The sequence below is a fragment of the Pseudomonas sp. B21-021 genome (assembly GCF_024749205.1).
Lineage (GTDB): Bacteria > Pseudomonadota > Gammaproteobacteria > Pseudomonadales > Pseudomonadaceae > Aquipseudomonas > Aquipseudomonas paraglycinae.
On sequence record NZ_CP087192.1, the window covers coordinates 2,811,653 to 2,836,361 of the forward strand.

Here is a 24,709-nt window from a genome sequence, read left to right on the forward strand (position 1 = left end):
GTCTTCTTTCTGAATTGCGAGGTTGTCATGAACAACAGATTCGCCAACAAGGTCGCGCTGGTCACCGGCGCGGCGCAGGGCATCGGTCGCCGGGTGTGCGAGCGATTGCTGGAGGAGGGCGCGCAGGTGATCGCCGTCGACCGCTCCGAACTGGTTCACGAGCTGCAAGGCGAGGGTGTGCTGTCGCTGACCGCCGACCTTGAGCAATACGCCGATTGCGCCCGGGTGATGAGCGCCGCCATCGATACGTTCGGGCGCCTGGATGTGCTGGTCAACAACGTTGGCGGCACCATTTGGGCCAAGCCGTTCGAGCACTACGACGTCGAGCAGATCGAGGCCGAAGTGCGCCGTTCGTTGTTCCCTACGCTGTGGTGCTGCCATGCCGCCTTGCCGTACATGCTCAAGCAGGGGCGCGGCGCGATCGTCAATGTGTCGTCGATTGCGACCCGCAGCCTGAACCGCGTTCCCTACGGCGCGGCCAAGGGCGGAATCAATGCGCTGACTGCCTGCCTGGCCTTCGAGAATGCCGAGCGCGGGATCCGGGTCAACGCCACCGCGCCCGGCGGCACCGAAGCGCCGCCCCGGCGCATCCCGCGCAACACCGCCGAACAGTCCGCGCAGGAGCAGGCCTGGTATCAGGAAATCGTCGCGCAAACCCTCGATAGCAGCCTGATGAAACGTTACGGAACCATTGACGAACAGGTTGGCGCGATCCTGTTTCTCGCCTCGGACGACGCCTCCTACATCACTGGCGTGACCCTGCCGGTCGGTGGCGGTGACCTCGGTTGATCACGCTTGAATGGACACTGAAATGAACCGGATCCTGATTGAAAACCTGTCGGCGATCATCGTCGACCTGCCGACCATCCGCCCGCACAAACTGGCGATGCACACGATGCAGAACCAGACGCTGGTGATCCTGCGCCTGCGTTGCAGCGACGGTATCGAAGGCATTGGCGAAGCCACCACCATCGGCGGCCTGGCCTACGGCTATGAAAGCCCGGAAAGCATCAAGGCCAACATCGACGCGCACCTGGCGCCGGCGCTGATCGGCATGGACGCGAGCAACATCAACGCCGCGATGCACAAGCTCGACAAGATCGCCAAGGGCAACACCTTCGCCAAGTCCGGCATCGAGAGCGCATTGCTCGACGCCCAAGGCAAACGCCTTGGCCTGCCGGTGAGCGAACTGCTCGGTGGCCGGGTCCGCGACAGCCTCGAAGTGGCCTGGACCCTGGCCAGCGGCGACACCGCCCGCGATATCGCCGAGGCCGAGCAAATGCTGGAGGCGCGGCGGCACCGGATCTTCAAATTGAAGATCGGCGCCAACCCGCTGGAGCAGGATCTGAAACACGTGGTGGCGATCAAAAAAGCCCTGGGCGAGCGCGCCAGTGTGCGGGTCGACGTCAACCAGTACTGGGACGAATCCCAGGCGATTCGCGGCTGTCAGGTGCTCGGCGACAACGGCATCGACCTGATCGAACAGCCGATCTCGCGGGTCAATCGTTCCGGGCAGGTTCGCCTGAACCAGCGCAGCCCGGCGCCGATCTTGGCCGACGAATCCATTGAAAGCGTCGAGGACGCGTTCAGCCTCGCCGCCGACGGCGCCGCCAGCGTCTTCGCCCTGAAGATCGCCAAGAACGGCGGCCCGCGCGCCGTGTTGCGCACCGCGCAAATTGCCGAAGCCGCCGGCATCGCTTTGTACGGCGGCACCATGCTCGAAGGCTCCGTCGGCACGCTGGCCTCGGCCCATGCGTTCCTCACGCTCAGGCAATTGACCTGGGACACCGAGCTGTTCGGTCCGCTGTTGCTGACCGAAGACATCGTCACCGAGCGCCCGCAGTACCGCGACTTTCACCTGCACATTCCGCGCACCCCGGGCCTGGGCCTGACGCTGGATGAAGAGCGTCTGGCGCGTTTTCGCCGGCACTGATTTCCCAAGGAGAACGCCATGCTGTTCCACGTAAAAATGACCGTGAAATTGCCCGCTGACATGGACCCGGCCGTTGCCACAAAGCTCAAGGCCGACGAGAAGGAACTCGCCCAGCGCCTGCAACGCGAAGGCCAGTGGCGCCACCTCTGGCGCATCGCCGGGCACTACGCCAATTACAGCGTGTTCGACGTGCCCAGCGTCGAAGCGCTGCACGACACCCTGATGCTGTTGCCGCTGTTTCCCTACATGGAGATCGAGATCGACGGCCTCTGCCGCCACCCCTCGTCGATCCACACCGACGACCGCTGAGCCCGGACTCGACCCCACAACAAGATGAGGTGAACACCATGACCGTGAAGATTGCCCACACTGCCGAACTGCAAAAGTTCTTCGAAGAAGCCGCCGGTTTTGCCAACGATGGCGGCAGCTCGCGTCTGAAAACCATCGTCCTGCGAGTGTTGCAGGACACCGCCTGGATCATCGAAGACCTTGAGATCAGCGAAGACGAATTCTGGAAAGCCGTCGATTACCTCAACCGCCTGGGCGGCCGCTCTGAAGCCGGGCTGCTGGTGGCCGGCCTCGGCCTCGAACATTTTCTCGACCTGCTGCAGGATGCCAAGGATGCGCAGATCGGCTTGACCGGCGGCACGCCGCGCACCATCGAGGGCCCGTTGTACGTGGCCGGCGCGCCGTTGTACGAAGGTGAATGCCGGATGGACGACGGCAGCGAGGAGGGCGTCGCCACCGTGATGTTCCTCGAAGGCCAGGTGTTCGATCCGCAGGGCCAGCCGCTGGCCGGCGCCACGGTCGACCTGTGGCACGCCAACACCAAGGGCACGTACTCGTTCTTCGACCAGAGCCAGTCCGAATACAACCTGCGCCGGCGGATCATCACCGACGCCGAAGGCCGCTACCGCGCCCGCAGCATCGTGCCCTCCGGTTATGGTTGCGACCCGCAAGGCCCGACCCAGGAATGCCTCGACCTGCTCGGCCGCCACGGCCAGCGCCCGGCTCATATTCATTTCTTTATTTCCGCACCGGGGCATCGGCACCTGACGACGCAGATCAATCTGTCGGGGGACAAGTACCTGTGGGATGACTTTGCGTATGCGACGCGTGAAGGGTTGGTCGGGGAGGTCGAGTTTCTGGAGGATGCAGCGGGACGTCGCGCCGAATTGAAGTTCGACTTTCAGTTGCAGCAGGCGCCGGATGCGGCGGCGCAGCAGCGCAGTCAACGGCCGAGAGCATTGCAGGAAGCGTGATTCAAGAGATCTGGATGGAAGTGCAGAACTACGCGGGTTTTCGTAAAAAATTCCGCTTAAAACAGCTGGAGGCCCTGTACATCAGGGACTCCGGCCACTTGCGACACCTGGCTCTGTATATGAAAAAATAATTGTCTTAATACATTATTATTCGTTCACAGTCCCTGCGGGCTGACCATCGTTTTCTCGTTAAAGGCCCAATTTACAAGGCGTCGCTCGACGTAGTCCTGAGACAACCGTTCTTGTTCCAACCGGCCAATTCCATCACGATTGGACCTTAACCGATCAAACAAGGCTCGCTCGGAAATAGTCAATCCCTGCTCAGGCAGCTCTGCTGAGCGCTCCTCACACACTCCCCGCTCGACGTGCGCAAGCAATGTTTCCTCATCCATCATTAAGGCCTCAACGTGCGGCTGTTTTCGCCTAGCATCGGCCAGGATCTTTAACCCCCAAGTATCAAGATCGCCCCAGTATCCAATACGTCGATCTTTCAGCCATTGCGCTTGTAGCCAGGCGGTATTGGCTCCTCCGCCAAATACCGCAATGGTGTCTGGCAACTCGGGTAGCTCATATCCGGCTTGACGGTTCTCGACGACCAGCACGTTTCGAGCGGGCAATGCAGAGTTCACCAGATGTTCGAAGGGCAATTGAAGTAGTTCAATTCCACCAAAAAATATTCTGGCTTCAGAACAAAGTGGTTTCACGTGGAGCCAATTAGATGGAGTCGAGCAGCATTCTAGCCAGGCCTCCAACCCACCGTGGGCAGAGATCTCCCGACCATGCATTGCATCCAGCAGGGCAGTGATCAGCGTTTGGTTCAGCTCTACGAATTTAGTATCCACGCCTTGGAGCGGAAGGGCGCGCAAGTAGCGTTGCTGGCCCAATCCTCGATGCAACTGCGGCAACACACTCGTCAGCAAATGGATATCCGCCATCGAGAGTCTTTCTAACTCCCAAAGCTGCTTGATGAGTGTGGTGAATAGAGTACTGCCCAACGAAAGCAACGGTTCCATTCGCTCTGCCCAACCCTGGCTTCTCTCAATAGCCGGAGTTCCCAGCACAGCGATAAGGTCCTGGGTGGAGTTTATTTCGAGCCGGATGGGGACATCACATTCACCGACTTGCCGAAATTGCTTCTTCGCCCAAGTCACCTGAAGCGGCCACTGCCATTTGCGCCAGGCTTCGATGTAACCATGGAAGTGGGCAAGGTCCTCAAGTAGCTGGTTACCGGTTGGAGGCTTCAACGCGCAAGTGATTGGGAATGGTCGAGTACCAAGAAGGCGCTCTCGAAGTCGGCTAGAGTGATCCCATTCCAGCCGGCGCAACTCATCAATAACATCCTCCGGCAGCCGTCCCCAAACCCTCATTGGACTGGCTCCACTTCAATCCCCGATAAGCTGGCATCCGTTAGCAAACTTTGTTGTGCATGGCGCGCCAGTTGTTCGTCTATTTCTTCCCAGGTGATCTCGCAGAGCCGACTCTCATGCTCCTCCTCATTACGCTCTGCGATTAACAGAGACCGCGCCGATTCGCGAGCAAGATTGAGGTTTTTGTATGGCGTAATCAGATTCACGTGAATCTTCAGCTCCCGAAATACCTTTAGCACCCGACGGCTCACTGCTTCCGCAGTGTTGGAGAACGCCTCATCCAGGAATACGGTGCAGTAAAGCGGACGATCACTACCATCGGGAGTGAGCACGTAAGCCAAACTCGCGGCGACAATGGTTCCAGCAAATGACTCCTTTTCCCCGCCGGACTTGCCGCTGGAGGATTCCAGTACATCGCGAACTCTTTTGCTGTCTTTTTCAATCTCCTCGGCAAAGAAGGACAGCTGGTAACGTGAGTCAAGGAGGCGAAGGCTTTCCATATTTCCCGAGGTTGCGGGGTTGGTAGCCTTATCCAGCTTCTGGATCAAATCCTTTAGTTCCACAAAGCGTGCCTCATGATCATCACTTCCGGCTCTTGCAAGGACACGCATCAGTTGGCTGTTGAAAACTTTGACGTGTTCGAAGATTTCTGGCCGGCTTCCCAAGCGAAGATAAGTACCTTGCTTGAACTCAGTGCGCTCGAGGACACCATTTATAGTTTCGATTCGGTCTTGAATATCTTCGCGCTCCGCTTGGATGCCTTGGCTGATTCGAGCCAAAGACTGGGTTGCGTTGCGGTTCAGACGTTCTCGGAAACGCTCCACCAGATCCGGCAAACCCTCCTTTTCCAAATGGGTAAGATGATCGACATACTCATCCAGACCTTCGACACCTGTGAACCAGTCATTGGCAATGATTGGCCATTTTGTTTTGAATCCAGCGACGATGCCGCTAGCTTTCGAAGAGGCATCTGTTTCAATCGTATGAGCGTTCTTTCGCACATTCTCCAACGCTGAACGGTGGTGGCCCTCAATCTCCCCAGCCGTCTCCAAGTCATCAAGATGCAGTTGACCGATGCGTTTGGTAAGCAACTCGCGCACGGTATCCGTCAGACCAGATCTGGCTATTTCGTACGCCCGATCAAGTTTTCGATTCGTTTGCTCGACGCTGTTTTCCACCGCTCCGACTCTTTTGCTGACTTCTTCTTTCTGTTCCTGGACCTTCTTCAATTCAGTGCCAGCCTGCTCCCAGCGCGTTTTCGCTACTCCCAGCTCACTGCCCGGTCGCTCAAGTGCCTCTAGATCGTCCTTCAGCGATTGCATACGATCTTTTGCAGACTGTATATCGATGGCCCTCCAACTGGCTTGGGCAATCCGCTCCCACACTCGTATGTGCTCTTCGACGCCGTCCATCACTTTGCGGTCAGCCAAGACAAGTTCGCCCAGGCTCGGTACTTCTGCCTCCAGTGCCACGCGCTCTACCTTTAATGCCGTCAAGCGGCTTTTATTGCTGAAGCCCAAGCACCAATAGCGTGGATCATCAATGCGCTGCTGATCCTTTTTCTCAAAACGCCCTTTATCCAGATGTACCAAGCCCTGAATGGTCATTGAGAAGTCGGTTTGGTCCAGTTGCTCCGTAGACTCCACACAGTGAAGATCGAAACGAGAGAGATGCTGTTTCAGCCAGTCACGATAACGATGAGGCTTCCAATCCAGCTTTCTTAAAAAGCCATCTACCAGAAAATCAGCGGCTTGCCGAGACTGATTGAACCGAACAACCTGCATTCTTACGTGGAGTCCGGTGTGGCGGGTATTCAGCCATTTGGTAACCATACGATATTGATGGTCAGGCACTAGCAGGGTGGTGCGATGCCCTCCCAATGCACGCTCAATCGCACCTCGCCAAGACCGTTGCTCTTCCTGGACATCAATCAGTTCGCCGACGAAAACAACCTCTGCTCGATCAAGGGACAAACTCTCAACCAATTGATCACGGAGCTTCTGATAGGAGGGTTCAATGTTGGAGTCTGGTCTTGACTCAATCTCGTCGATTTCACTCACTAACTCCTTTAGCTGTGTTTGCACTCGGGACAGATTCGCGGCCGATGAGGCAAATTGATCCTGCTTAATTTGTCGTAACGCTGGCATGTCCTTCAGCGCACTTTGCGCCTTGGCTTGGTTGAGTTTGAACGGATCTAACGCCAAGGTTTCCGGCAAACCGAGAGATCGCGCATCCATTTGATACAGTCGCGCATCACGTACGCTCGCGTCATACTCATCCGTTGCTATTTTCAGATCTTTACGAAGTACCTCCAGTCGCTCACCTCCTTGCGATTGGTAGGCATGGAATAGCGTCTGTACACGCTCTGTTGCTTGCTCTTCCAAGCTTTTAAGGCGTGTCACGTCATCCGCCAACTGAAGCAGCTCCACTTCATATTGCTTCAGCCTGACCTGCCACAGCCGAGAGCACTGCTCACCAAAGTAGACTGGCAGACTCTCTAGTTCTGTCGAAATTTTCCTCATTTCCTCCCTGGCTTGATTCAGCAGCTGGCTGGTGGCGGGGAGTTCAATCAAAGCGTCCCGTTGCCGCCGAGTATCATCAAGTTCGCTATGAATGCTGACCAAGTCATCGAATTCGTTTACTGCAAGCTTGGCATGCTCTCGAACCTGGCTAGGCTCCAATACCAAGTCTCGAATCAGGCTGGTGAGATCATCAATTTTCTTCAAACCAAGTGCCCGAGAGAGCAGGGCGGGAGCGTTGCGATTCTCCATTCGCAGGAGGCGTAAATACATTTCCTGGTACTCGGTAAAGGAATCGAACGCGTCTATCAAAGGGTCTTCTTTGATATGCTGCTTCAACACACGTGCATTGCCCTCCCCGAAGACGTGCAACAATTGCTCCAGACGTATATCGCGCTTGCCCACGACAAATAGGTGCTTGAGATCTTTGAGAGCACTGCTGGGCTGGGTAATCCAAAACAAGGCAGCCAAGGTTATCTGCGAACCATCCTCTGCTTGATAAAGCGCCCGGAGTCCTGTTGCGGTAGCCCCAGAACGTTTCAACAGGGTGGCCGTCTCGTTACCATCATGGGCCTTTCCATAGTTGCCCCGAACGTAGGACATGAGGGTCCGATCCGTGCGATCCCCCTGGGCAGCCGCGATGTTGAACGACGCCTTGCTGGATGGCAGCAACAGCGCCATCAAGCCATCAATGAGCGTTGACTTGCCTGCACCATTGTCTCCGGTGATGAGAGTGCCCTCGGAATCAATTTTCGCGGAATGCAGACCATGGAACGACCCCCAGTTATATACAGAAAGCTCGGACAGGCGAATTTGTCCCGTACTGAACAATTCACTCAGACTCAATTCCGTCGTCTCATTCATCTCGCACCTCTTCGTTCGTACTGGCGTCCGCGTCGCCAGCCAGGCGCTCGTACTCCTTCAGAAGTCGTTCAAGAAAGTCGGCATTGACGACATAGCGGATCACCGGAGTGATCTCAAAACGCTCGTCGTCCCCCCTGACGGCACTGACCAGGCGTTTTTCTTTGAATAGTGTCAGCGATCCATTGAGCGTCCTGCGTTCAGAGCGTGAACTGTAAGTCAGTGGCAAAAAAGGTGTCATCAATGTCTCAATCCGTTCGATATCAATGATGATCTTCTGCTCACCTGCTGTTTCTCGCTCCTGGTAGTGCTTGCGCAGCACCAGTAATAGCAGCGTGTCGTAGAGGCTGAGCGTGCGCTTGTTGACCAGACGTGATGTTTCATCTGCTTCATCGTCCTGCTCTTGCGCCTCTTGCTGTAACAAAATGGCGATCCCAGCCTTCATGTCTAGCAACATATGCATGAACATATTGCCCAAATGCTCTGCGATGAGAGTTTCATGTCGGCAAAGTGCCTCGAATGCAAGGCGTTTAGAATCAGCCGTCACCACACCTTGGCGTAGTAAGAGCACCAACGCTCGCCGGGCTTCTAGCGGCATGCCTACATCTGAAGCATCAACGGAAGGTACTGCAAGATGATCCTCAGCAGGTTCCACCTCATCGCTGACCGAGGGTGGTTCGGGGATATTCGTCCGGTATAGATCGAACAGTGCAGGAGCCTGTTGGGAGTGCTGTTTTTCTTCGCTCATAAGGCCAGCTCCTTTAAGTCTGCTGGAAACTGTTCGGCAGACATAAGCAGCGCGGGAATATTCGCCCGAATTCCATTTCCCGCCCGATCTACGACCACCAGACATTCGGGGTGCTCCAGCATCACCGCACTGACCGCTTTGGCGATGCGTACATGGGCTACCAGTTCCTCCAAGCCGCCGGCGATAGGGCGGTGATTGACAATGCCCGCCACCGTCATCGGGCCATGTTCACTGAGCAGCTTTTTAACGTCCTCAGCCACCTCCAGCGCTTTGACAGTATTGAGATGACCCAACATGCCAAGGCTGGCCACATGAGTATTCGTGTTGGCCGTTACTTGGCGAGTGTCTAATCGTTCTTCAGGTAGGCGCAAATGAATACTGGACGGTGAGCGGATGCGCAGGCTGCCTGTTGGCAAGTTCACTTCCACAGGCTCGCGTAAACTCCAATCCTGCTCTTTGAAATTCACAGCCAGCCGCTCAAGTTGGCGAAGCAGGCGCTCGACTGCCCGTCGTTCTTGTTGAGCACCGCTCTCTACAAACGCTCGAAGGCTTTCTTCAGTACGGCGCCTTACTAAGAACACCCGCTCACTTTCCTTGCCCAACTCTCGAACGAGATGGGACAGGTAACGCAGTTCTTCTGGTTTCAGGTACTGAGATGCGGGGCGTGCCAGAATTGAGCGGATTTGCTCCCGGAATTTAATGATTCGATTCTGATCACAAAGTAACTGATAGAAACCGTCGAACGCCTGACCGGCATCGGTTTGCAGCAACTCGCTTTCATACTCCATCAGCGCTTTCACCACCTCACCACGTCCTGACTCAGACTCAATCATGCGAATACGCATCCGCTGATCCAATTGACGAATTTCGTCTTCTAAACGCCGAAAGTCGCCTGTGAGGACCGATGTCAGCTGGTAGAGCCCTCTAATTCGCTCTCGTTGTTCGGGTGCCTTGAGTTCCTGCACCTCGCCCATCTGCAATCGTTCTATCTCCAGATCGAGTTCCTGCCGACGTGCATTCAGTAGTGTGATTCGTTCTTCGGCATTGGGGCTGAGTGCGATAGCCAGATCTCGTACCGCGTCCTGCACGATACGTAGGTGTGATGCCGTAGCATTGCTATCCCGTTGGTCCAGGCTTTGAGCAAAGCGCAACGCCAGCTCGAAGGCATCGGTTCGGGTAAGCCTGTCATCGTGTTCACGCAACCAGCCTGCCTGGATCCATTGGCGCAGGTAGGTACCAGCGTTGTCGTGCAGGCCGAACATTTCTTGCCAGTCGGGCAATTCGGCCTCCAGCGCAACACGCGCCTTGCCAAATGGCACCTCGCTCTCCAGCGAAAAAAGATCATTGATGAAGGCCATAACAATCGGCGCATTGTCTGCGTGTAGAAGGCGCCACGCCTCATGCTCGGAGAACAGTCGTCTGTAGCGTGCCTGCTGCTCGTATACACTCATCGACATCTCCTTATGTACCGAATCGGGTTTTGATGCAGTTCACAGACTCTATGCGCAGTGCCCTTGTGATAGCTGACACCGGAGTCATCGCGTTGAGTCTGCCTGACTTGCTGATCGCCGTATGTCATCCATGTCCTTTAAAACACGCAGATCCTTCCGTCAGAAACCATCTCCTGCAAGGTAAGACAAAAAACCGGAGCCTAAGGCGACTCGGAATTTTGGCTCTGTACAAAATCCCTAAAAAATACCCAAAGTACTCTCAAACGTTGAGATTCTGTAGAGCAACCTGGTCGATGCAAATGTAGATCTTGAAGACGCATCCTGTAACCTGATCGCAGGGAGCAGTCGTAATGTGAAGAGGGGATATCGGGTGTTGAACGAGAAAGTAGCGGAGCACCTTATGAACGATAAACGAAGACCACTTTAAGTCGGCGCTTATCGACAGTGGCCATAAAGGTGCAGTAGTCAGTTGAAGCCCGCTCGATTCCAGACCTAAGCTAATGCAAAAAAGATATTTGTTCGGTGTTTTTAATATCGTTTAGTTTTGTTTCATAGACGAATCAAAAGCATCAAACCGATAGACCTCCCGATTGCCATGACGGCACACGCTGAATCGATCACGGACTCTTCAGGTTTGATTCACACGGGAGTGAATCATGCCGCACACCTCAGACATCACCGTATTACCCATCCTCGACCTGTCCCTGCTCGACGGTACGCCGTCGCAACGCCAGGCCTTTCTCGATGACTTGCGCCATGCCGCCCGCGATGTGGGCTTTTTCTACCTGACCGGCCATGGCATCGACGCCACCCTGCTCAAACAAGTGCAGGACTATGCCCGCCAGTTCTTCGCCTTGCCCGACAGCCAGAAAACCGCCGTCGGCATGATCAATTCGCCGCACTTTCGCGGTTATAACCGCGCTGCTTCCGAGATCACTCGAGGCCAGCCCGATCAACGTGAACAGTTCGATCTGGGCGCCGAGCGCGACGCCTTGCCGTTGAACGCCGACAGTCCGCTGTGGGCGCGGCTGCAAGGGCCGAATCAATGGCCCGAAGCGTTGCCGCAACTCAAGCCGCTGCTGCTCGACTGGCAGCAAGCCATGACCCAAATGTCGCTGCGCCTGCTGCGCGCATTCGCCCAGTCACTGTCGCTGCCGGAAGATGCCTTCGACCGGTTATACGGCGACAAACCCAACGAACACATCAAGCTGATGCGCTATCCGGGGCAAGCCTCGACGGCGAGCAATCAGGGCGTCGGCGCGCACAAGGATTCGGGTTTTCTCAGCTTCCTGCTGCAAGACCGGCAGGCCGGCCTGCAAGTGGAAATCGAAGAGGGGCGCTGGATCGATGCGCTGCCTCGGGGCAACACCTTGGTGGTGAACATCGGCGAGTTGCTGGAGCTGGCTACCAACGGTTATCTGCGTGCCACGGTGCATCGGGTGGTCTCTCCACCGGTGGGAAGCGAGCGCTTGTCCATCGCGTTTTTCCTCGGCGCGCAACTGGATGCAGTGGTGCCGCTTTATCCCTTGCCGACGGCGTTGCTGCGTGAGGCTCGCGGCCCGGCCAGTGATCCGCTCAATCCGTTGTTCCGCGATGTCGGCTGGAATTATCTGAAGGGCCGACTGCGCTCCCATCCCGATGTTGCTCAGCGCTTCTACGCCGATGCGTCGAATACCAGCACACCGCTTCGCAAGACCGCCAACGCCTGATCCATCACTCGCAAAAGGACCTTTCTCATGTTGAAAAAAGCAGTGTTGAAAAAAGCAGGCCTAACCCTGGCCGTCCTCGGCGCGCTGGTGACTTCGTTTGGCGCTCAAGCGCTGGAGCCATTGCGCGTTGCCGCCGACCCGGTGCCCCACGCGCAGATTCTGGCGTACATCCAGAAACTCGACCCGCAGCTCAACCTCAAGGTGATCGAGATCCCACAGGGTGTGAACTCCAACGAGCTGCTGGTGCACGGCGATGTGGACGCCAACTACTTCCAGCATCTGCCGTACCTGCAATCCCAGGAAAAGGCCCTCGGTGAAAAACTCGCGGTGGCCGCCACGGTGCACATCGAACCGCTGGGCATCTATTCCCATCGCCACAAAACCTTCGCCCAGGTGCCGGACAAAGGCACGGTCGCCGTGCCGAACAACGTCACCAACCTGAGCCGCGCGCTGTACCTGTTGCAGGACAACGGCCTGATCAAGCTCAAGCCCGGCTTCAATGACCCGGCGGCCGATCAGGCGACGCCCAAGGACATCGCGGAAAACCCGAAACACCTGAAGATTCTCGAAATCGAATCGCCGCAACTGCCCCGCGCACTGGACGACGTGGATCTGGCAGTGATCAACGGCAACTACGCGCTGGAAGCCGGGTTGGTGCCGGCCAAGGATGCGCTGGGTCTGGAGAAGGCCGAACACAACCCTTACGCCAACATTCTGGTGACCACGCCGAAACTGGAAAACGATCCGCGCATCCAGCAATTGGCCAAGGACCTGACTTCGCCGCAAGTCGCCAAGTACATCGCCGAGAACTTCAAGGGCTCGGTGATTCCGGTGGCGGACGTCAAGCCATGATCGTCGTCGAGCAGTTGAGCAAGACCTATCCGTCAGCGTCGACCCCGGCGCTGGATCAGGTGTCGCTGAGCATTCCCGATGGTGCGATCTACGGAATTCTCGGGCGCAGTGGCGCGGGTAAATCGACGCTGCTGCGTTGCCTCAATCTGCTCGAGCGCCCGGATGCCGGGCGGATTTTGCTGGACGGCGAAGACCTCACGGCGCTGTCCGATAGCGAACTGCGCCGCCAGCGTCAGCGCATCGGCATGATCTTTCAGGGCTTCAACCTGCTGCATTCGCGCAACGTGTTCGACAACGTTGCGGTGCCGCTGGAAATCGCCAAAGTCGCCAAACCACAGCGCCACGAACGGGTTCGGGAACTGCTGGAACTGGTGGGCCTGGGCGACAAGGCCGAAGCCTTTCCATCGCAACTGTCCGGTGGGCAGAAACAGCGGGTCGGGATCGCCCGGGCCCTGGCGGCGCGGCCGGCGTATCTGCTGTCGGACGAAGCCACCAGCGCCCTCGACCCGGAAACCACCGCATCGATTCTGGAGCTGTTGCGCGACATCAACCGCCAGCTCGGTTTGACCATCGTCCTGATTACCCACGAACTGGACGTGGTCAAGTCGATCTGCGATCACGCCGCGTCCATGGCCAATGGAAAACTGGTGGAGGCGGGGCCGGTGGCCCGATTGCTGGCCGATCCGCAGTCCACCCTCGGCGCTTCACTGCGGCCCAGTTGCGGCTTGCCGCTGGGACATGACGCGCCCGGTTTGAGCTTTCTGCGGCAATACGGCGTACGGGCGGCCCACTCATGAACCGCGTGATCGACTGGAATGAAATCCTGCAACTGGTGCTCAACGCCACCGGTGAGACCCTGTACATGGTGCTGCTCGCCGGGTTGTTCACCTTGCTGATCGGTTTGCCGCTGGGGGTGTTGCTGTTCATCAGCCGCCGTCAGGGTCTGTACCCGTTGCCGAGGCTCAATCAAGCCTTGGGGGCGATCATCAATCTGGGGCGTTCGCTGCCGTTCGTGGTGATGCTGATTGCCCTGATCCCGCTGACCCGGCTGGTGGTCGGCACCACGCTGGGCAGCACCGCCGCCGTGGTACCGATCACCATCGGCGCCTTTCCGTTTTTTGCGCGGATCGTCGAGAACGCCCTGGATGAAGTCGAAAAGGGCCGGATCGAAGCGATCCTCGCCATGGGCGGTGACATCCGCCACGTGATTTTCAAAGTGCTGTTGCCCGAAGCGCTGCCGGCCCTGCTGGCGGGCATCACTCTGACGCTGGTGATGCTGATCGGTTTTTCTTCCATGGCCGGGGTCATCGGCGGTGGCGGACTGGGCGATCTGGCGATCCGCTACGGTTATCAACGGTTCAACAATGAAGTGATGGTCGCCACCGTCGTGGTGTTGGTCATCCTCGTCCAGGGCGTGCAAAGCCTGGGCGATCGACTGGTGCGTTCGCTGGCTCATCGACGTTAAGGAATTTTATGGGTGCGCCTGTCGCCGTGGTCTCCGAACCACTGATTCGTGTACGTGAACTGAGCAAGACCTTTGGCTCGAACCGGGCGCTGGACCGGGTCAGCCTGGATATTTTTCCTGCCGAAGTGGTGGCGCTGCTCGGCGCCAACGGTGCGGGCAAATCGACGCTGGTGAAGATCCTCGCCGGCAGCCAGACCCACGAGGGCGGCGAGATCTGGATCGATGGCCAGCCCCGGCATTTCAGTTCGCCGCTGTCGGCGCGCCGCTTCGGCATCGTCGCGGTCCATCAGCAGATCAATGAAGGCATCGCGCCCGGATTGAGTGTGGCGGAAAACCTGCTGCTCGATGAACTGTGCCGTCCCGACGCCGACTTCTGGCTCAATCGCAAACGCCTGCTGGAACGCGCCGCGAGCATCGCCGCCGGCCTCGGGCTGGTGCTGCCGCTGGAGCAGCCGATCGAACACCTCGGCCAGGCCGAACGGCAACTGGTGGTGCTGGCTCGCGCCTTCGCGCTGCAACCGCGACTGCTGATTCTCGACGAGCCCACGGCGGCCCTGTCGGATGCCGAAGCGCAGCGCCTGTTCGGGCTGATCGACACCTTGCGCAGTCGTGGTGTGGCGATTTTGTACATCTCCCATCGGCTGTCCGATCTTCAACGGGTGGCCGACCGCGCCGTGGTGTTGCGTGACGGGCAACTGGCCGGTGAGTTCAGTGCCCGGCAATTGCCCGAGGCGCTGGAAGCGATGCTTGGTCAGGCGCTGGAAGCTCACGTCTACGCACCGCGAGCAGCGGGGCGCGAAGTGCTGAAACTGCGCGACGTGAAAATCCTGCCGCGCACCCAGGCTTTCGATCTGACCCTGCACGAAAACGAAGTGGTGGTGCTGACCGGGTTGCTCGGCGCCGGCAAAAGCGAAATCGCCGAAGTGCTGTTCGGGCTGCGCAAACCGGTGTCCGGCTCTCTGCAACTGGACGGCACCGACTGGCAACCGGGCTCGCCCCGGCAGGCGATCCAGAGTGGTGTGTTCTTCGCCGCCGAAGATCGCGCGAGCCAATCGTTGGTGCCGGATTTTTCATTGCGTCGAACCCTGACCTTGCCGTTCCTCGAACGCTTCACCCGTGGTGGTTTCATCCGCAACCGTGCCGAAGCAGCGGCGGTCGAGGCGCAAGTCTCGGCGCTGGGAATCAAGACCGCCGGCATCGATGTGCCGATGAGCGCGTTGTCCGGCGGTAATCAGCAGAAAGTCGTGCTCGGTCGCTGGCTGCTCGGCGAGGGCAGGGTGCTGATCCTCGACGAGCCATTTCAGGGCGTCGATGTGCGTGCCCGGCGCGAGATCGGCCAACTGCTGCGCGACAGCGCCGCTGGCCGCGCCACGCTGGTGATCTGTTCGGACGTCGATGAGGCGCTGGAGATCGCCGACCGGATTCTGCTGGTGCGCGATCACGCGGTGGTGGCCGAGTACCCGCGTGCCGGGCTGGATCGCGCCACCCTGGTCGCGGCGCTGGCCGGCAGCGATCCGCAAAATTCTTTTGTTCAAGCCGCGCCAAGGAGTAGAGCGAGTGCCTGATTCGAGTTCCCTGTTGTCATCCACCCCGGCGTCGTCCGAGCGCTTCGTGCAAGCGCTGATCCGCTACGGCCTGCTGTGGGTGCTGGCGTTGATCGTGGTGTTTTTCAGTGTCGCGGAACCGGCGTTCCTGCGCGTCGGCAACCTGTTCAGCATTCTGCAGTCGGTGTCGATTGTCGCGCTGCTGGCATTGGGCGTGACGCTGACCATGGCCGTGGGCGGGCTGGACTTGTCGATCGGCGCGGTGGCGGCCATGAGCCTGATGATCGCCAGTTACGTGATGGTGGTACTCGGTTGGGGCGCGGTGCCGGCGGTGCTGATCAGCCTCGCGGGCGGCGCGCTGGTCGGGCTGCTCAACGGCTGGCTGATCGTGAAGATGCGCGTGCCGGACATTCTCGCGACGCTCGGCAGCATGTTCCTGGTGATCGGCGTGCAACTGATTCCCACGGGCGGGCGCTCGATTGCGGTGGGCATGACTTTACCCAACGGCGACGAAGCCGAGGGTTCGTTCAGTGCGTTGTTTCTGGCGCTGGGCCGCGAACGGCTGTGGGACATCGTGCCGGTTCCGGTGTTGATCACGGCGGTGGTCGCGGTGGCGGTGTGGCTGTTTCTCGAACGCACGCGCATCGGCCGGTTGTTCTATGCGATTGGCGGCAACGAGCAGGCGGCGCGTCTGGCCGGTGCGCCGGTGCAGCGCTTCAAGTTGCTGGCTTACGTGCTCTCGGCGCTGCTCGCATCGCTCGGTGGTTTGCTGCTGGCGGCGCGGTTGGGGCGCGGTGATGTCAGCTCCGGCAACGGGCTGGTGCTTGACGCGCTGGGCGCTGCGCTGATCGGTTTTGCCGTACTCGGGGCGAAGAAGCCCAACGCGTTCGGCACGCTGGTCGGCGCGTTGCTGGTGGCTTCGTTGCTCAACGGCCTGACCATGCTCAACGCGCCGTATTACGCGCAGGATTTCGTCAAGGGACTGGTGCTGGTGCTGGCCCTGATGTTCACCTTCGGCCTCGCGCATCGGGCGCGCTGAGCCGTTTTATTGATGCTTCAAGGAAAGATCCATGCACGGTTCAATCAAGCAGTTCGCACGTCATTGCCTCGCCGGGGCGTTGCTCTCGGCGCTGGCCCTCAATGCCCAGGCCAAGGCCTTGCCCGGCGCACCGGCGCCGTTCGATAAAGGTCAGGTTCAAATCGCGCTGGTGGGCTATCTGTTTTCCGGGGATTTCCCTGAAGCCTATCTGCGCGGTGTCGAGAAACAGACCGAAGCGCTGGGCGCCAACCTGCGGGTGTTCGACGCGCGGCAACAGGCGGCGAGCCAGGGCGAGATGATCGATCAGGCCGCCGACCTCGGCGTCGACGGCATCATCGTCCAGTTGGGTCTGGCGGAAACCCTCAAAGGCCCGATCGACCGGGCGCTCGCCAAAGGCATCAAGGTCGTCGCGTTCGACGTCGATCTGAACACGCCACAGGTGACCCAGGTCGAGCAGGATCACCACGCGCTGGCGCGGCTGGCACTCGATCAAGCGGTGAAGGACAACGGCACCCGCTTCGACGCCGGGTACGTTTACATCAGCGGCTTTACGCCGATGGAGCGCCGCGACGAGATCTGGAGCCAGGTCAAGGCGAGCAATCCGGGGATCATCGAAAAGGCGCGCTTCGGCACGCTCAATCCGCCGATTGCCAACTCGGTGGCGGATCAGGCCAGCGCCGTGTTGCGGGCCAATCCGGGGATCAGCGTGATTTTTGCGCCGTTCGACGAGTTCGCAAAAGGCGCGAAGATCGCCGTCGATGAGGCGGGTCTGAGCCGCAAATTGAAGATCTACAGCGCCGATATTTCCACCGCCGACATCCAGATCATGAAAGAGCCGGACAGCGCCTGGGCCGCCACCGCTGCGGTCAATCCGCAAGTGGCCGGCGCGATCAGCGTGCGCAGCCTGGCGATGCTGATCGCCGGGGAAAATCCGGGGCATAAGGTGCTGGTGCCACCGACCCTGATCACCCGTCAGCAACTGCTGGATCTGGACGTGAAAAACGTACGGGACCTGGGGCAGAAACTGCCGGCCTTCGGTGACACCGCCAATGTCGCGCGGGCACCGTGGATTCCCGTGGCGAACTGAGGAACCGACATGCACGACAAGGCTGCGCGCCTGCGCAAGAGCCGTTCGCCGAAAGCCGATGTGGCGCTGGGCGAACGGCTGCCGCCGGGGCAGGTGCTGACGGAGCGTTTCCCGATCCTGCACGAAGGCGAGGTGCCGGCGTATGACCTGGCGACGTGGTCGCTGCGCCTGTTCGGCACCTTGGCCAACCCGGTCGAACTGAGGTACGCCGATCTGCAAGCGCTGCCGCAACGCTCGTTGCAATGCGACATTCATTGCGTGACACGCTGGTCGAAGTTCGACACCCGCTGGAGCGGGGTGCACCTGCAAGACCTGTTGCAGGCCCTGGACATCCGGCCGACGTCGTCCTTCGTCATGGCCCACGCCGATCACGATTACCAGACCAACCTGCGTCTCGATGACCTGCTGCACCCGGACAGCCTGCTGGCCACCCATTACGACGGTCAGCCGCTGACCGCGCAGCATGGTTGGCCGCTGCGGCTGGTGGTGGCGGGGCGATACTTCTGGAAGAGCGCGAAATGGCTGCGCGGGCTCGAATTCACCGATCAGGAACAACCGGGTTTCTGGGAGCGCAACGGCTTTCACTTGCACGCCGATCCGTTCATTGAACAGCGCTTCAGCGGCGATGCGCTGGACATTGCCGAAGATGCCTGGCGGGAAAAGGACTTCGACTGACAGCATCTAACTTCGCGCCGAAAAAACACAGATTAATAACGCTCTCTACAACAACGTGGAGTGCGTTTTTGTGCGTGATTAGTTGTTGGTTAGTTGGGTGTTCATGTTGTTGCGCAAACACAAGTGTTGCTCAGGAAACACTCCATTCGTCGGGCATAACCTAAGCGTTATTGGTTCTTTTGCGGCAGGCGAGCGCTCGTCTAGCATCGGTAATCAGGGGGTCTACTAACTTTGGGGTTCTTGCGCTCTAACAGCCGATAGTTGTCCAACACACTTGGCTGCCTTTCTGAATATCAAAACTACAGCAGAAATTGCCGTACACCGATTGCCGACACTTCATGATTCGGCAGCGGCCGGTTATTAACTGCGATTCAAGGAGCTGTCGCATGATTCACCGTTCGCGTTCATTACTCGCCATCGCTGTTGTCAGTGCAATCTGGCAACTTCCTGCGCATGCCGAAGAGACTTCCGCGCGCGTCGACGATGATACACGGCTGGGTACCGTGCTAGTCACCGGCACCCGGGGCACCGCTCGTACGGTGCTGGATTCGCCGGTGCCAGTGGATGTGCTGACCGCCGAGGACCTGAAGACCGCCGGCGCCAGTGGCGGCGAGCTGGGCCAGGCGTTGCAGACGCTGTTGCCGTCGTTCAGTTTTCCGCGCCAGTCCAACTCCGGCGGCGCCGACCATGTGCGCGCCGCGCAGCTTCGCGGCATGAGCCCGGATCAGGTGCTGGTGCTGGTCAACGGCAAGCGCCGGCACACCTCGGCGGTGGTCAACGACTCGTCGAAAATCGGTCGCGGCACGGCGCCGGTGGACTTCAACTCGATCCCGATCAGCGCGATCAAACGCATCGAAGTACTGCGTGACGGCGCCGGCGCGCAGTACGGCTCCGACGCAATTGCCGGGGTGATCAACATCATCCTCGACGACGCCCCCGAAGGCGGCGAAGTGTCCACCAGCTACGGCGCCTACCACACCCATCAGGATGCCATCGGCAAAACCACCACCGACGGCCAGAACAGCGTGACCACCGCCAAGATCGGCACGCGGCTGGGCGAGGAGGGCGGCTTCATTCGCGGCGGTACCGAGTACAAGGATCGCAACCCGACCAACCGCGCCGGCTACGACGGTTTCGCCGACACCCCGGGCCAGCGCAACTACGTGATGGGCGACGGCGTGGCGCGGGACGTCAACGCCTGGTTCAACGGCGAATTGCCGTTGGCCGGCGGCAAGGCCTACAGCTTCGGCACCTACAACGAACGCCACACCACCGGCGCCGAGTTCTACCGCTACCCGTCCGAGCAGCCGCAGTTCTACCCCAACGGCTATCTGCCGCAATCGCTGGGCGACAACACCGACATCTCCGCCACCGCCGGTTACAAAGGTCTGATCGGCGACGACTGGGATTTCGACAGCAGCGTCACCCACGGTCGCAACCGCTTCGAATCGGCAACCCGTCGCACCCTCAACGTCAGCCTCGGCGCAGACTCGCCGACCCGCTTCGACACTGGCGACTACGAGTTGCGCCAGACCACCACCAACCTGGATTTCAGCCGCGAATTGCGCCTTGGCGGCCGCTCGTTCGTGCTGGCGGTGGGCGGTGAATATCGCTACGAAAACTACCTGACATTTGCCGGGGACGAAGCCTCTTACATCGGCTCCGGGGCCGATGGCGCCAACGGCCTGCGCCCGAGTGAAGAGTCGGATCTGGATCGCAACGTGTTCGGCACCTACGCCGAATTGTCCGGTGATCTCACCGATCGCTTCTTCGTCGATGCCGCCACGCGCTGGGAACATTACGATGACGCCGGCAGCAAACTCACCGGCAAGCTCAGCGGTCGCTACAAGCTGACCGATCAATGGGCGTTGCGCGGTGCGGTGTCGAACAACTTCCGCGCGCCGTCGCTGGCCCAGAGTGGCTTCCAGAACACCACCAGCAACTTCGGCGACGGCGGCACGCTCACCGATATCCGCGTGCTGTCAGTCAACGATCCGATTGCCCGTGCCCTGGGCGCAGAAAAACTCGATCCGGAAACCTCGAAGAACTTCAGCCTCGGCCTGACGTTCCAGTTGAACGAGCGCTTCGATGCGTCGCTCGACGTGTTCCGCATTGACGTCAAAGACCGCATCACCCTGTCCCAGCGAATCGGCAGCGACGCGCTGGAAAGCTACATCAACGACAACTTCGGCGTGCCGGGCGTCCACGACGTCAACTTCTTCACCAACGCCGCCGACACCAGCACCGACGGCGCCGAACTGGTGCTCAACTACCATCAGCCGTTCTACGACGGGCAACTGGGACTGACCACCGCGTACACCTACAACCACACCAAGGTCACCAGCACCAAGGGCACGCCGTCGCAACTGACAGCGCTGGGCATCGGCAATGACGCGCTGGTCGGCGTCGAGGAACGCAACACCCTGACCGATGCTGCGCCCAAGGATCGCTTCGTGTTTTCCGCCAACTGGACCAGCGAACACTGGGGCCTGCTCGGGCGTCTGACCCGTCAGGGCGAGACCACTCGGGTGTTCGATTTCGGCGACTCGCAGCCGGAGCAAACCTATGGCGCGGTGTGGCAGCTGGACGCCGAGGTGACCTACAAATTCACCCCGAAATTCAGTATCGCCCTGGGCGGCAACAACCTGACCGACAACTACCCGGAACGCTCCGGCTCGGCCATCAACTACGGCGGTAACCTGCCGTACGACGTGCTGTCGCCGATCGGCACCAACGGCGCTTATTACTACGCCACCGCCACTTACGGCTTCTGAGTCTTTTCCGCCATGGATGGCGGATCATCAGCGGGAACCTTCATGACTCAAACCAATGGCCCCAAGCGGCACCTGCCGGTGTTCCAGGCATTGCTGATCACGCTGGGCATGGTCATCACCACCGATATTCTCAAAACCGCGCCGACCGTAGCCTTGAACGTCGGGCCGGAACATTTCTATTGGGTCTGGGTGCTCGGCGGACTGGCGTCGATGGCCGGGGCCTTGTGCTTTGCCGAGATGGCCACCGCGTTCCCGCATCCGGGCGGTGACTATCATTTCCTGCGCACCGCTTACGGCGAGCGTATGGGTTTCCTGTTTGCCTGGTCGCGGTTCTCGGTGATGCACACCGGGTGGATCGCGTTGTCGGCGTTCATGTTTGCCGACTACTTCAATGCGGTTGTGCCGCTGGGGCATTACGGATCCGGGGTGTTTGCCGGTGCGATCATTGCTGCGTTGGTGCTGTTGAATCTGACGGGCAAGCACACTGGTTTCATGACTCAGACGGTGCTGGTCGGGCTGCTTGCTCTCGGGTTCCTGAGCATTGCCAGCGCCGGAGTCTGGCTGGCGTGGCAAGGGATCGAACCGACGCTGCCCAGTGATCCGGTGGTGCCCGAACACACCGGCGCGGCAGGGTTTTCTGCGGCGATGATCTTTGTGTTTCTGGCCTTCGGCGGCTGGAGCGATGCGGCGACGTTATCGGCTGAAGTGCGCGACGGTCGACGCGGGATCCTCATCGCCATGCTCGGTGCGCTGACGGTGCTGATGGCGATCTATCTGGCGTTGAACTGGGCGTTCGTCCAAGGGCTGGGATTCGAAGGCCTGGCGGCGAGCAACGCGCCGGCGGTGGAGTTATTGAACCGCGCCTTCGGTGCCCCGGGCGTGCTGCTGATTCTGCTGATGGTTGGCATCGCGGCCATCGCCACTATCAACTCAACCTTGCTGGTCGGCGCCCGCACCACCTACGCCGCCGCCCGCGATGTGGCGCAATTGCGCCGCTTCGGTGAGTGGGATGAGCGCGATGGCGTCCCGCGCAAGGCGTTGTTGGCGGAGGGGGCGGTAGCATTGTTGCTGGTGTTATTTGGCAGTTTTACCCAGAGCGGTTTCAACACCATGGTTGAGTATCTGACGCCGGTGTATTGGTTGTTTCTGAGTCTGAGCAGTCTGGCGTTGATTATTCTGCGGCGGCGTTTCCCCGAGATCCCCCGGCCGGTCAGGGTGCCGTTTTATCCGGTTTTGCCGCTGCTGTTTTTTGGGCTATGCGTGTACATGCTGTATTCCAGCGTGACAGTGGTGGGGTTGGGGGCGTTTTTGGGGATCGGGGTTTTGATGGTTGGCGCGTTGTTGCTGGCCGGGTTGAGCCGCCTGGTGTCGACACCTCGGCAGGCTCTGCAACGGAGCGTAGATTAGAAGGACACAACCGCCGGCTGCGACAACCGCAACACCGACAAATCCCCCGTAATCCGCTTATAAGCCAAACGAATCGCCTCAATGTCACTCTCACGTTTCGCGCTGCTTTCGTGCAGGATCACAATCACCTTGGTCGCCAGTCGCTCGGGCACTTTCGCGTCGTGGTCCTTCCACTGCCCATAGGCATCGAACACGCTGAACCCGTCCGGGAACCGCGTCGTTACTTCCTGATCGAGAAACTCGCGCCAGCGCGCCGGGCTCACCACACCTTCCTTGCCTTCCAGCGGCCCCACCGAGAAATACAACTCGGTGCGCACCCACTGCGCCTGCGCCGGTCGCGTGGCATCGCCTTGCAGGGTCGAACTGGCGGGATCTTTGGTATGCACGGAAACCGGAGGAGGGCTGGCACACCCGGCGACCGCCAGGAACAGTGCTGCCAGTAGTAAACGTTGCGGCATGGAACTTCCTTATTGTTAAGAACTGTCCCGAATTATAGAGGGGACGGTTAATAGCAATAAAAGATTAAAAAGTGGATCGTCGCTGAACTAATGGAATAAGCAAATACAGTGAAAATAATGCGCGCCGGTTAGAACGATTATTTCTTTAAGTTATTTGCTTGGTGTTGGATCGCATATCCATGACATTTAAAAACCTGCTCGCGCATTTGCCGTATCTGTCATGGCGTCTACTCTGCTGCTGCAACGGTTCAAGTCGCACGGAACGCTGCACTTGAACCGTTTGAACAGCACTTTTTGCTGCTCGATGGACAGCTTGTTGCGGATTTTTCAATCCTTAGAATCCGCTCCATCAACTTCTCATCCAGTTCTTAATCCTCAGGGAGCTACACCATGATGAACGCCATGCAGATGCAAATGCCGATGAACGCCAACATGCCGATGATGCCGATGACGGGCATGCCGATGATGATGGCGACCATGAGCTGCGACATGATGGACGACGGCATGATGTGCAAGATGATGCCGGCCGCTGGCATGGACATGGCCATGTTCAAGAACAGCGCTGAAATGATGCAGATGATGATGGACTGCGGCATGCCGATGATGATGCATTGCGGCAACATGAGCATGATGTGCATGTCCCCGGCGGCCATGGCCATGCCGATGATGAACATGATGATGCCGATGCCGATGATGGGCATGCCGATGCCATCGATGAAGTGCGTGATGGAATGCACCATGATGGCCGACTGCATGATGTGCAAAATCATGCCGATGCCGGGCATGAACATGGACATGATGAAAAACTGCTGCGCCCTGATGATGAAAATGATGAACGACTGCAGCATGCCGATGATGATGAGCTGCAACGGCATGCCGATGATGTGCTGCACCTGCTGATTTGCGCCAGCGCATGAAAAAGCCCGACCGGGAAATTCCCGGTCGGGCTTTTTGTTGTCTGTCTGTCAGTCCAGGCGTTCGGGGTAGGTCACCACCAGATACGCCACCGCTTCACTGTCGGCAGGGTTGCGATAACGATGGGGCTGGTCGGCGTAAAACAGGATCGAGTCGCCTGTCGACAGCAGATAGCGCTCGTCGTTGACGCTGATCTCCAGCACGCCCTGGGCCACCACCAGGTTTTCCTGCACGCCCGGGCCGTGGCCCTCGGATTGATCTTCGCCCAGCGGGCTCAGGCGCAGTTCGTAGAATTCCGACTGGCGCGCCACATCAAAAGGAAACAGCGCACGGCTGACAAAGGCACCGCTGGCGCTGACCAGCCGCTTGCTCTGGCTCGCCGACAACACGGCCACGCCTTCAAACGCGCGGTGCTCCAGAAACGCTGCCACCGACACCTTCAAACCCTTGGCGATTTTGCACAGCACCTTGATCGACGGCACGCTGCGCCCGGACTCGATCTGCGCCAGCATCGCCCGACTCACGCCACACTGGCGGGCGAGTGCATCGAGCGACAGGTGCCGCTTGCCGCGCAGGCGTTGCAGGTTCTGCGCGACACGTTCACAGATCGGGTCTTCTTCCAGGGATTCGAGGTTGTTCAGAT

The 24,709-nt window shown here is 59.1% G+C and carries 21 protein-coding genes; 15 read left to right on the forward strand and 6 right to left on the reverse strand.

The window, feature by feature from the left end:
* The first annotated feature begins 27 nt into the window (after nt 1-27).
* The 4 genes from LOY31_RS12425 to catA are packed head-to-tail and all read left to right on the forward strand — an operon-like array spanning nt 28 to nt 3,195.
* Nucleotides 28-789 (forward strand): 1,6-dihydroxycyclohexa-2,4-diene-1-carboxylate dehydrogenase, encoded by a 762-nt coding sequence (locus LOY31_RS12425; protein ID WP_258713383.1) that lies wholly within the window; start codon nt 28-30, stop codon nt 787-789.
* A gap of 22 nt (nt 790-811) precedes the next feature.
* On the forward strand, nt 812-1,933 hold the full coding sequence (locus LOY31_RS12430; protein WP_258713384.1) for a muconate cycloisomerase family protein: 1,122 nt from the start codon (nt 812-814) through the stop codon (nt 1,931-1,933).
* Nucleotides 1,934-1,951: 18 nt separating this feature from the next.
* Nucleotides 1,952-2,242, forward strand: coding sequence for a muconolactone Delta-isomerase (gene catC / locus LOY31_RS12435; protein ID WP_085747494.1), 291 nt, complete (start codon nt 1,952-1,954; stop codon nt 2,240-2,242).
* Between the two features lie 38 nt (nt 2,243-2,280).
* Entirely contained in the window at nt 2,281-3,195 is a 915-nt protein-coding gene (gene catA, locus LOY31_RS12440; RefSeq protein WP_258713385.1) for a catechol 1,2-dioxygenase, read from the forward strand.
* A 155-nt stretch (nt 3,196-3,350) separates the two neighbouring features.
* Here catA and LOY31_RS12445 read toward each other — a convergent pair whose 3' ends face one another.
* From LOY31_RS12445 to LOY31_RS12460, 4 genes are read right to left on the reverse strand one after another with little or no spacing between them, the layout of a single operon-like run.
* Nucleotides 3,351-4,562, reverse strand: coding sequence for a DUF3322 domain-containing protein (locus LOY31_RS12445; protein WP_258713386.1), 1,212 nt, complete (start codon nt 4,560-4,562; stop codon nt 3,351-3,353).
* Nucleotides 4,559-7,945, reverse strand: coding sequence for an ATP-binding protein (locus tag LOY31_RS12450; RefSeq protein WP_258713387.1), 3,387 nt, complete (start codon nt 7,943-7,945; stop codon nt 4,559-4,561). The genes LOY31_RS12445 and LOY31_RS12450 overlap by 4 nt, the downstream gene beginning before the upstream one ends.
* Entirely contained in the window at nt 7,938-8,690 is a 753-nt protein-coding gene (locus tag LOY31_RS12455) for a DUF4194 domain-containing protein (RefSeq protein ID WP_258713388.1), read from the reverse strand. Before LOY31_RS12455 ends, LOY31_RS12450 begins: the two co-directional genes overlap by 8 nt.
* A complete protein-coding gene (locus LOY31_RS12460; protein WP_258713389.1) occupies nt 8,687-10,141 on the reverse strand; it encodes a DUF3375 domain-containing protein in 1,455 nt (484 codons plus the stop codon). The genes LOY31_RS12455 and LOY31_RS12460 overlap by 4 nt, the downstream gene beginning before the upstream one ends.
* Before the next feature lie 656 nt (nt 10,142-10,797).
* Here LOY31_RS12460 and LOY31_RS12465 point away from each other — a divergent pair.
* From LOY31_RS12465 to LOY31_RS12510, 10 genes are all read left to right on the forward strand, one after another.
* On the forward strand, nt 10,798-11,850 hold the full coding sequence (locus LOY31_RS12465; protein WP_258713390.1) for an isopenicillin N synthase family oxygenase: 1,053 nt from the start codon (nt 10,798-10,800) through the stop codon (nt 11,848-11,850).
* 42 nt (nt 11,851-11,892) lie between these two features.
* Entirely contained in the window at nt 11,893-12,702 is an 810-nt protein-coding gene (locus LOY31_RS12470) for a MetQ/NlpA family ABC transporter substrate-binding protein (RefSeq protein ID WP_258713595.1), read from the forward strand.
* Complete coding sequence (locus LOY31_RS12475) at nt 12,699-13,499, forward strand: methionine ABC transporter ATP-binding protein (protein WP_258713391.1); 801 nt, start codon at nt 12,699-12,701, stop codon at nt 13,497-13,499. The genes LOY31_RS12470 and LOY31_RS12475 overlap by 4 nt, the downstream gene beginning before the upstream one ends.
* A complete protein-coding gene (locus LOY31_RS12480) occupies nt 13,496-14,167 on the forward strand; it encodes a methionine ABC transporter permease (RefSeq protein ID WP_007955507.1) in 672 nt (223 codons plus the stop codon). The genes LOY31_RS12475 and LOY31_RS12480 overlap by 4 nt, the downstream gene beginning before the upstream one ends.
* Nucleotides 14,168-14,175: 8 nt before the next feature.
* Nucleotides 14,176-15,732 (forward strand): sugar ABC transporter ATP-binding protein, encoded by a 1,557-nt coding sequence (locus tag LOY31_RS12485; RefSeq protein WP_258713392.1) that lies wholly within the window; start codon nt 14,176-14,178, stop codon nt 15,730-15,732.
* Entirely contained in the window at nt 15,725-16,750 is a 1,026-nt protein-coding gene (locus LOY31_RS12490; protein WP_258713393.1) for an ABC transporter permease, read from the forward strand. Before LOY31_RS12485 ends, LOY31_RS12490 begins: the two co-directional genes overlap by 8 nt.
* 31 nt (nt 16,751-16,781) lie before the next feature.
* Nucleotides 16,782-17,837 carry a substrate-binding domain-containing protein gene (locus LOY31_RS12495; RefSeq protein WP_258713394.1) on the forward strand — a complete coding sequence of 352 codons (1,056 nt, stop codon included), beginning with the start codon at nt 16,782-16,784 and terminating at the stop codon, nt 17,835-17,837.
* Nucleotides 17,838-17,846: 9 nt separating this feature from the next.
* Complete coding sequence (locus LOY31_RS12500; protein WP_258713395.1) at nt 17,847-18,512, forward strand: sulfite oxidase-like oxidoreductase; 666 nt, start codon at nt 17,847-17,849, stop codon at nt 18,510-18,512.
* Nucleotides 18,513-18,898: 386 nt separating this feature from the next.
* On the forward strand, nt 18,899-21,286 hold the full coding sequence (locus LOY31_RS12505; protein ID WP_258713396.1) for a TonB-dependent siderophore receptor: 2,388 nt from the start codon (nt 18,899-18,901) through the stop codon (nt 21,284-21,286).
* A gap of 42 nt (nt 21,287-21,328) precedes the next feature.
* Nucleotides 21,329-22,693: an APC family permease gene (locus LOY31_RS12510; protein WP_258713397.1), complete on the forward strand. Its 1,365-nt coding sequence runs from the start codon at nt 21,329-21,331 to the stop codon at nt 22,691-22,693.
* Here LOY31_RS12510 and LOY31_RS12515 read toward each other — a convergent pair.
* Nucleotides 22,690-23,151: a DUF3574 domain-containing protein gene (locus tag LOY31_RS12515; RefSeq protein WP_127797851.1), complete on the reverse strand. Its 462-nt coding sequence runs from the start codon at nt 23,149-23,151 to the stop codon at nt 22,690-22,692. The two genes, LOY31_RS12510 and LOY31_RS12515, sit on opposite strands and share 4 nt — an antisense overlap.
* 390 nt (nt 23,152-23,541) lie before the next feature.
* Between LOY31_RS12515 and LOY31_RS12520 the strand changes: the two genes are divergently transcribed.
* Entirely contained in the window at nt 23,542-24,051 is a 510-nt protein-coding gene (locus tag LOY31_RS12520; protein ID WP_007955499.1) for a hypothetical protein, read from the forward strand.
* 65 nt (nt 24,052-24,116) lie between these two features.
* Here LOY31_RS12520 and LOY31_RS12525 read toward each other — a convergent pair whose 3' ends face one another.
* On the reverse strand, nt 24,117-24,707 hold the full coding sequence (locus LOY31_RS12525) for a helix-turn-helix domain-containing protein (protein ID WP_165369529.1): 591 nt from the start codon (nt 24,705-24,707) through the stop codon (nt 24,117-24,119).
* Nucleotides 24,708-24,709 lie beyond the last annotated feature (2 nt).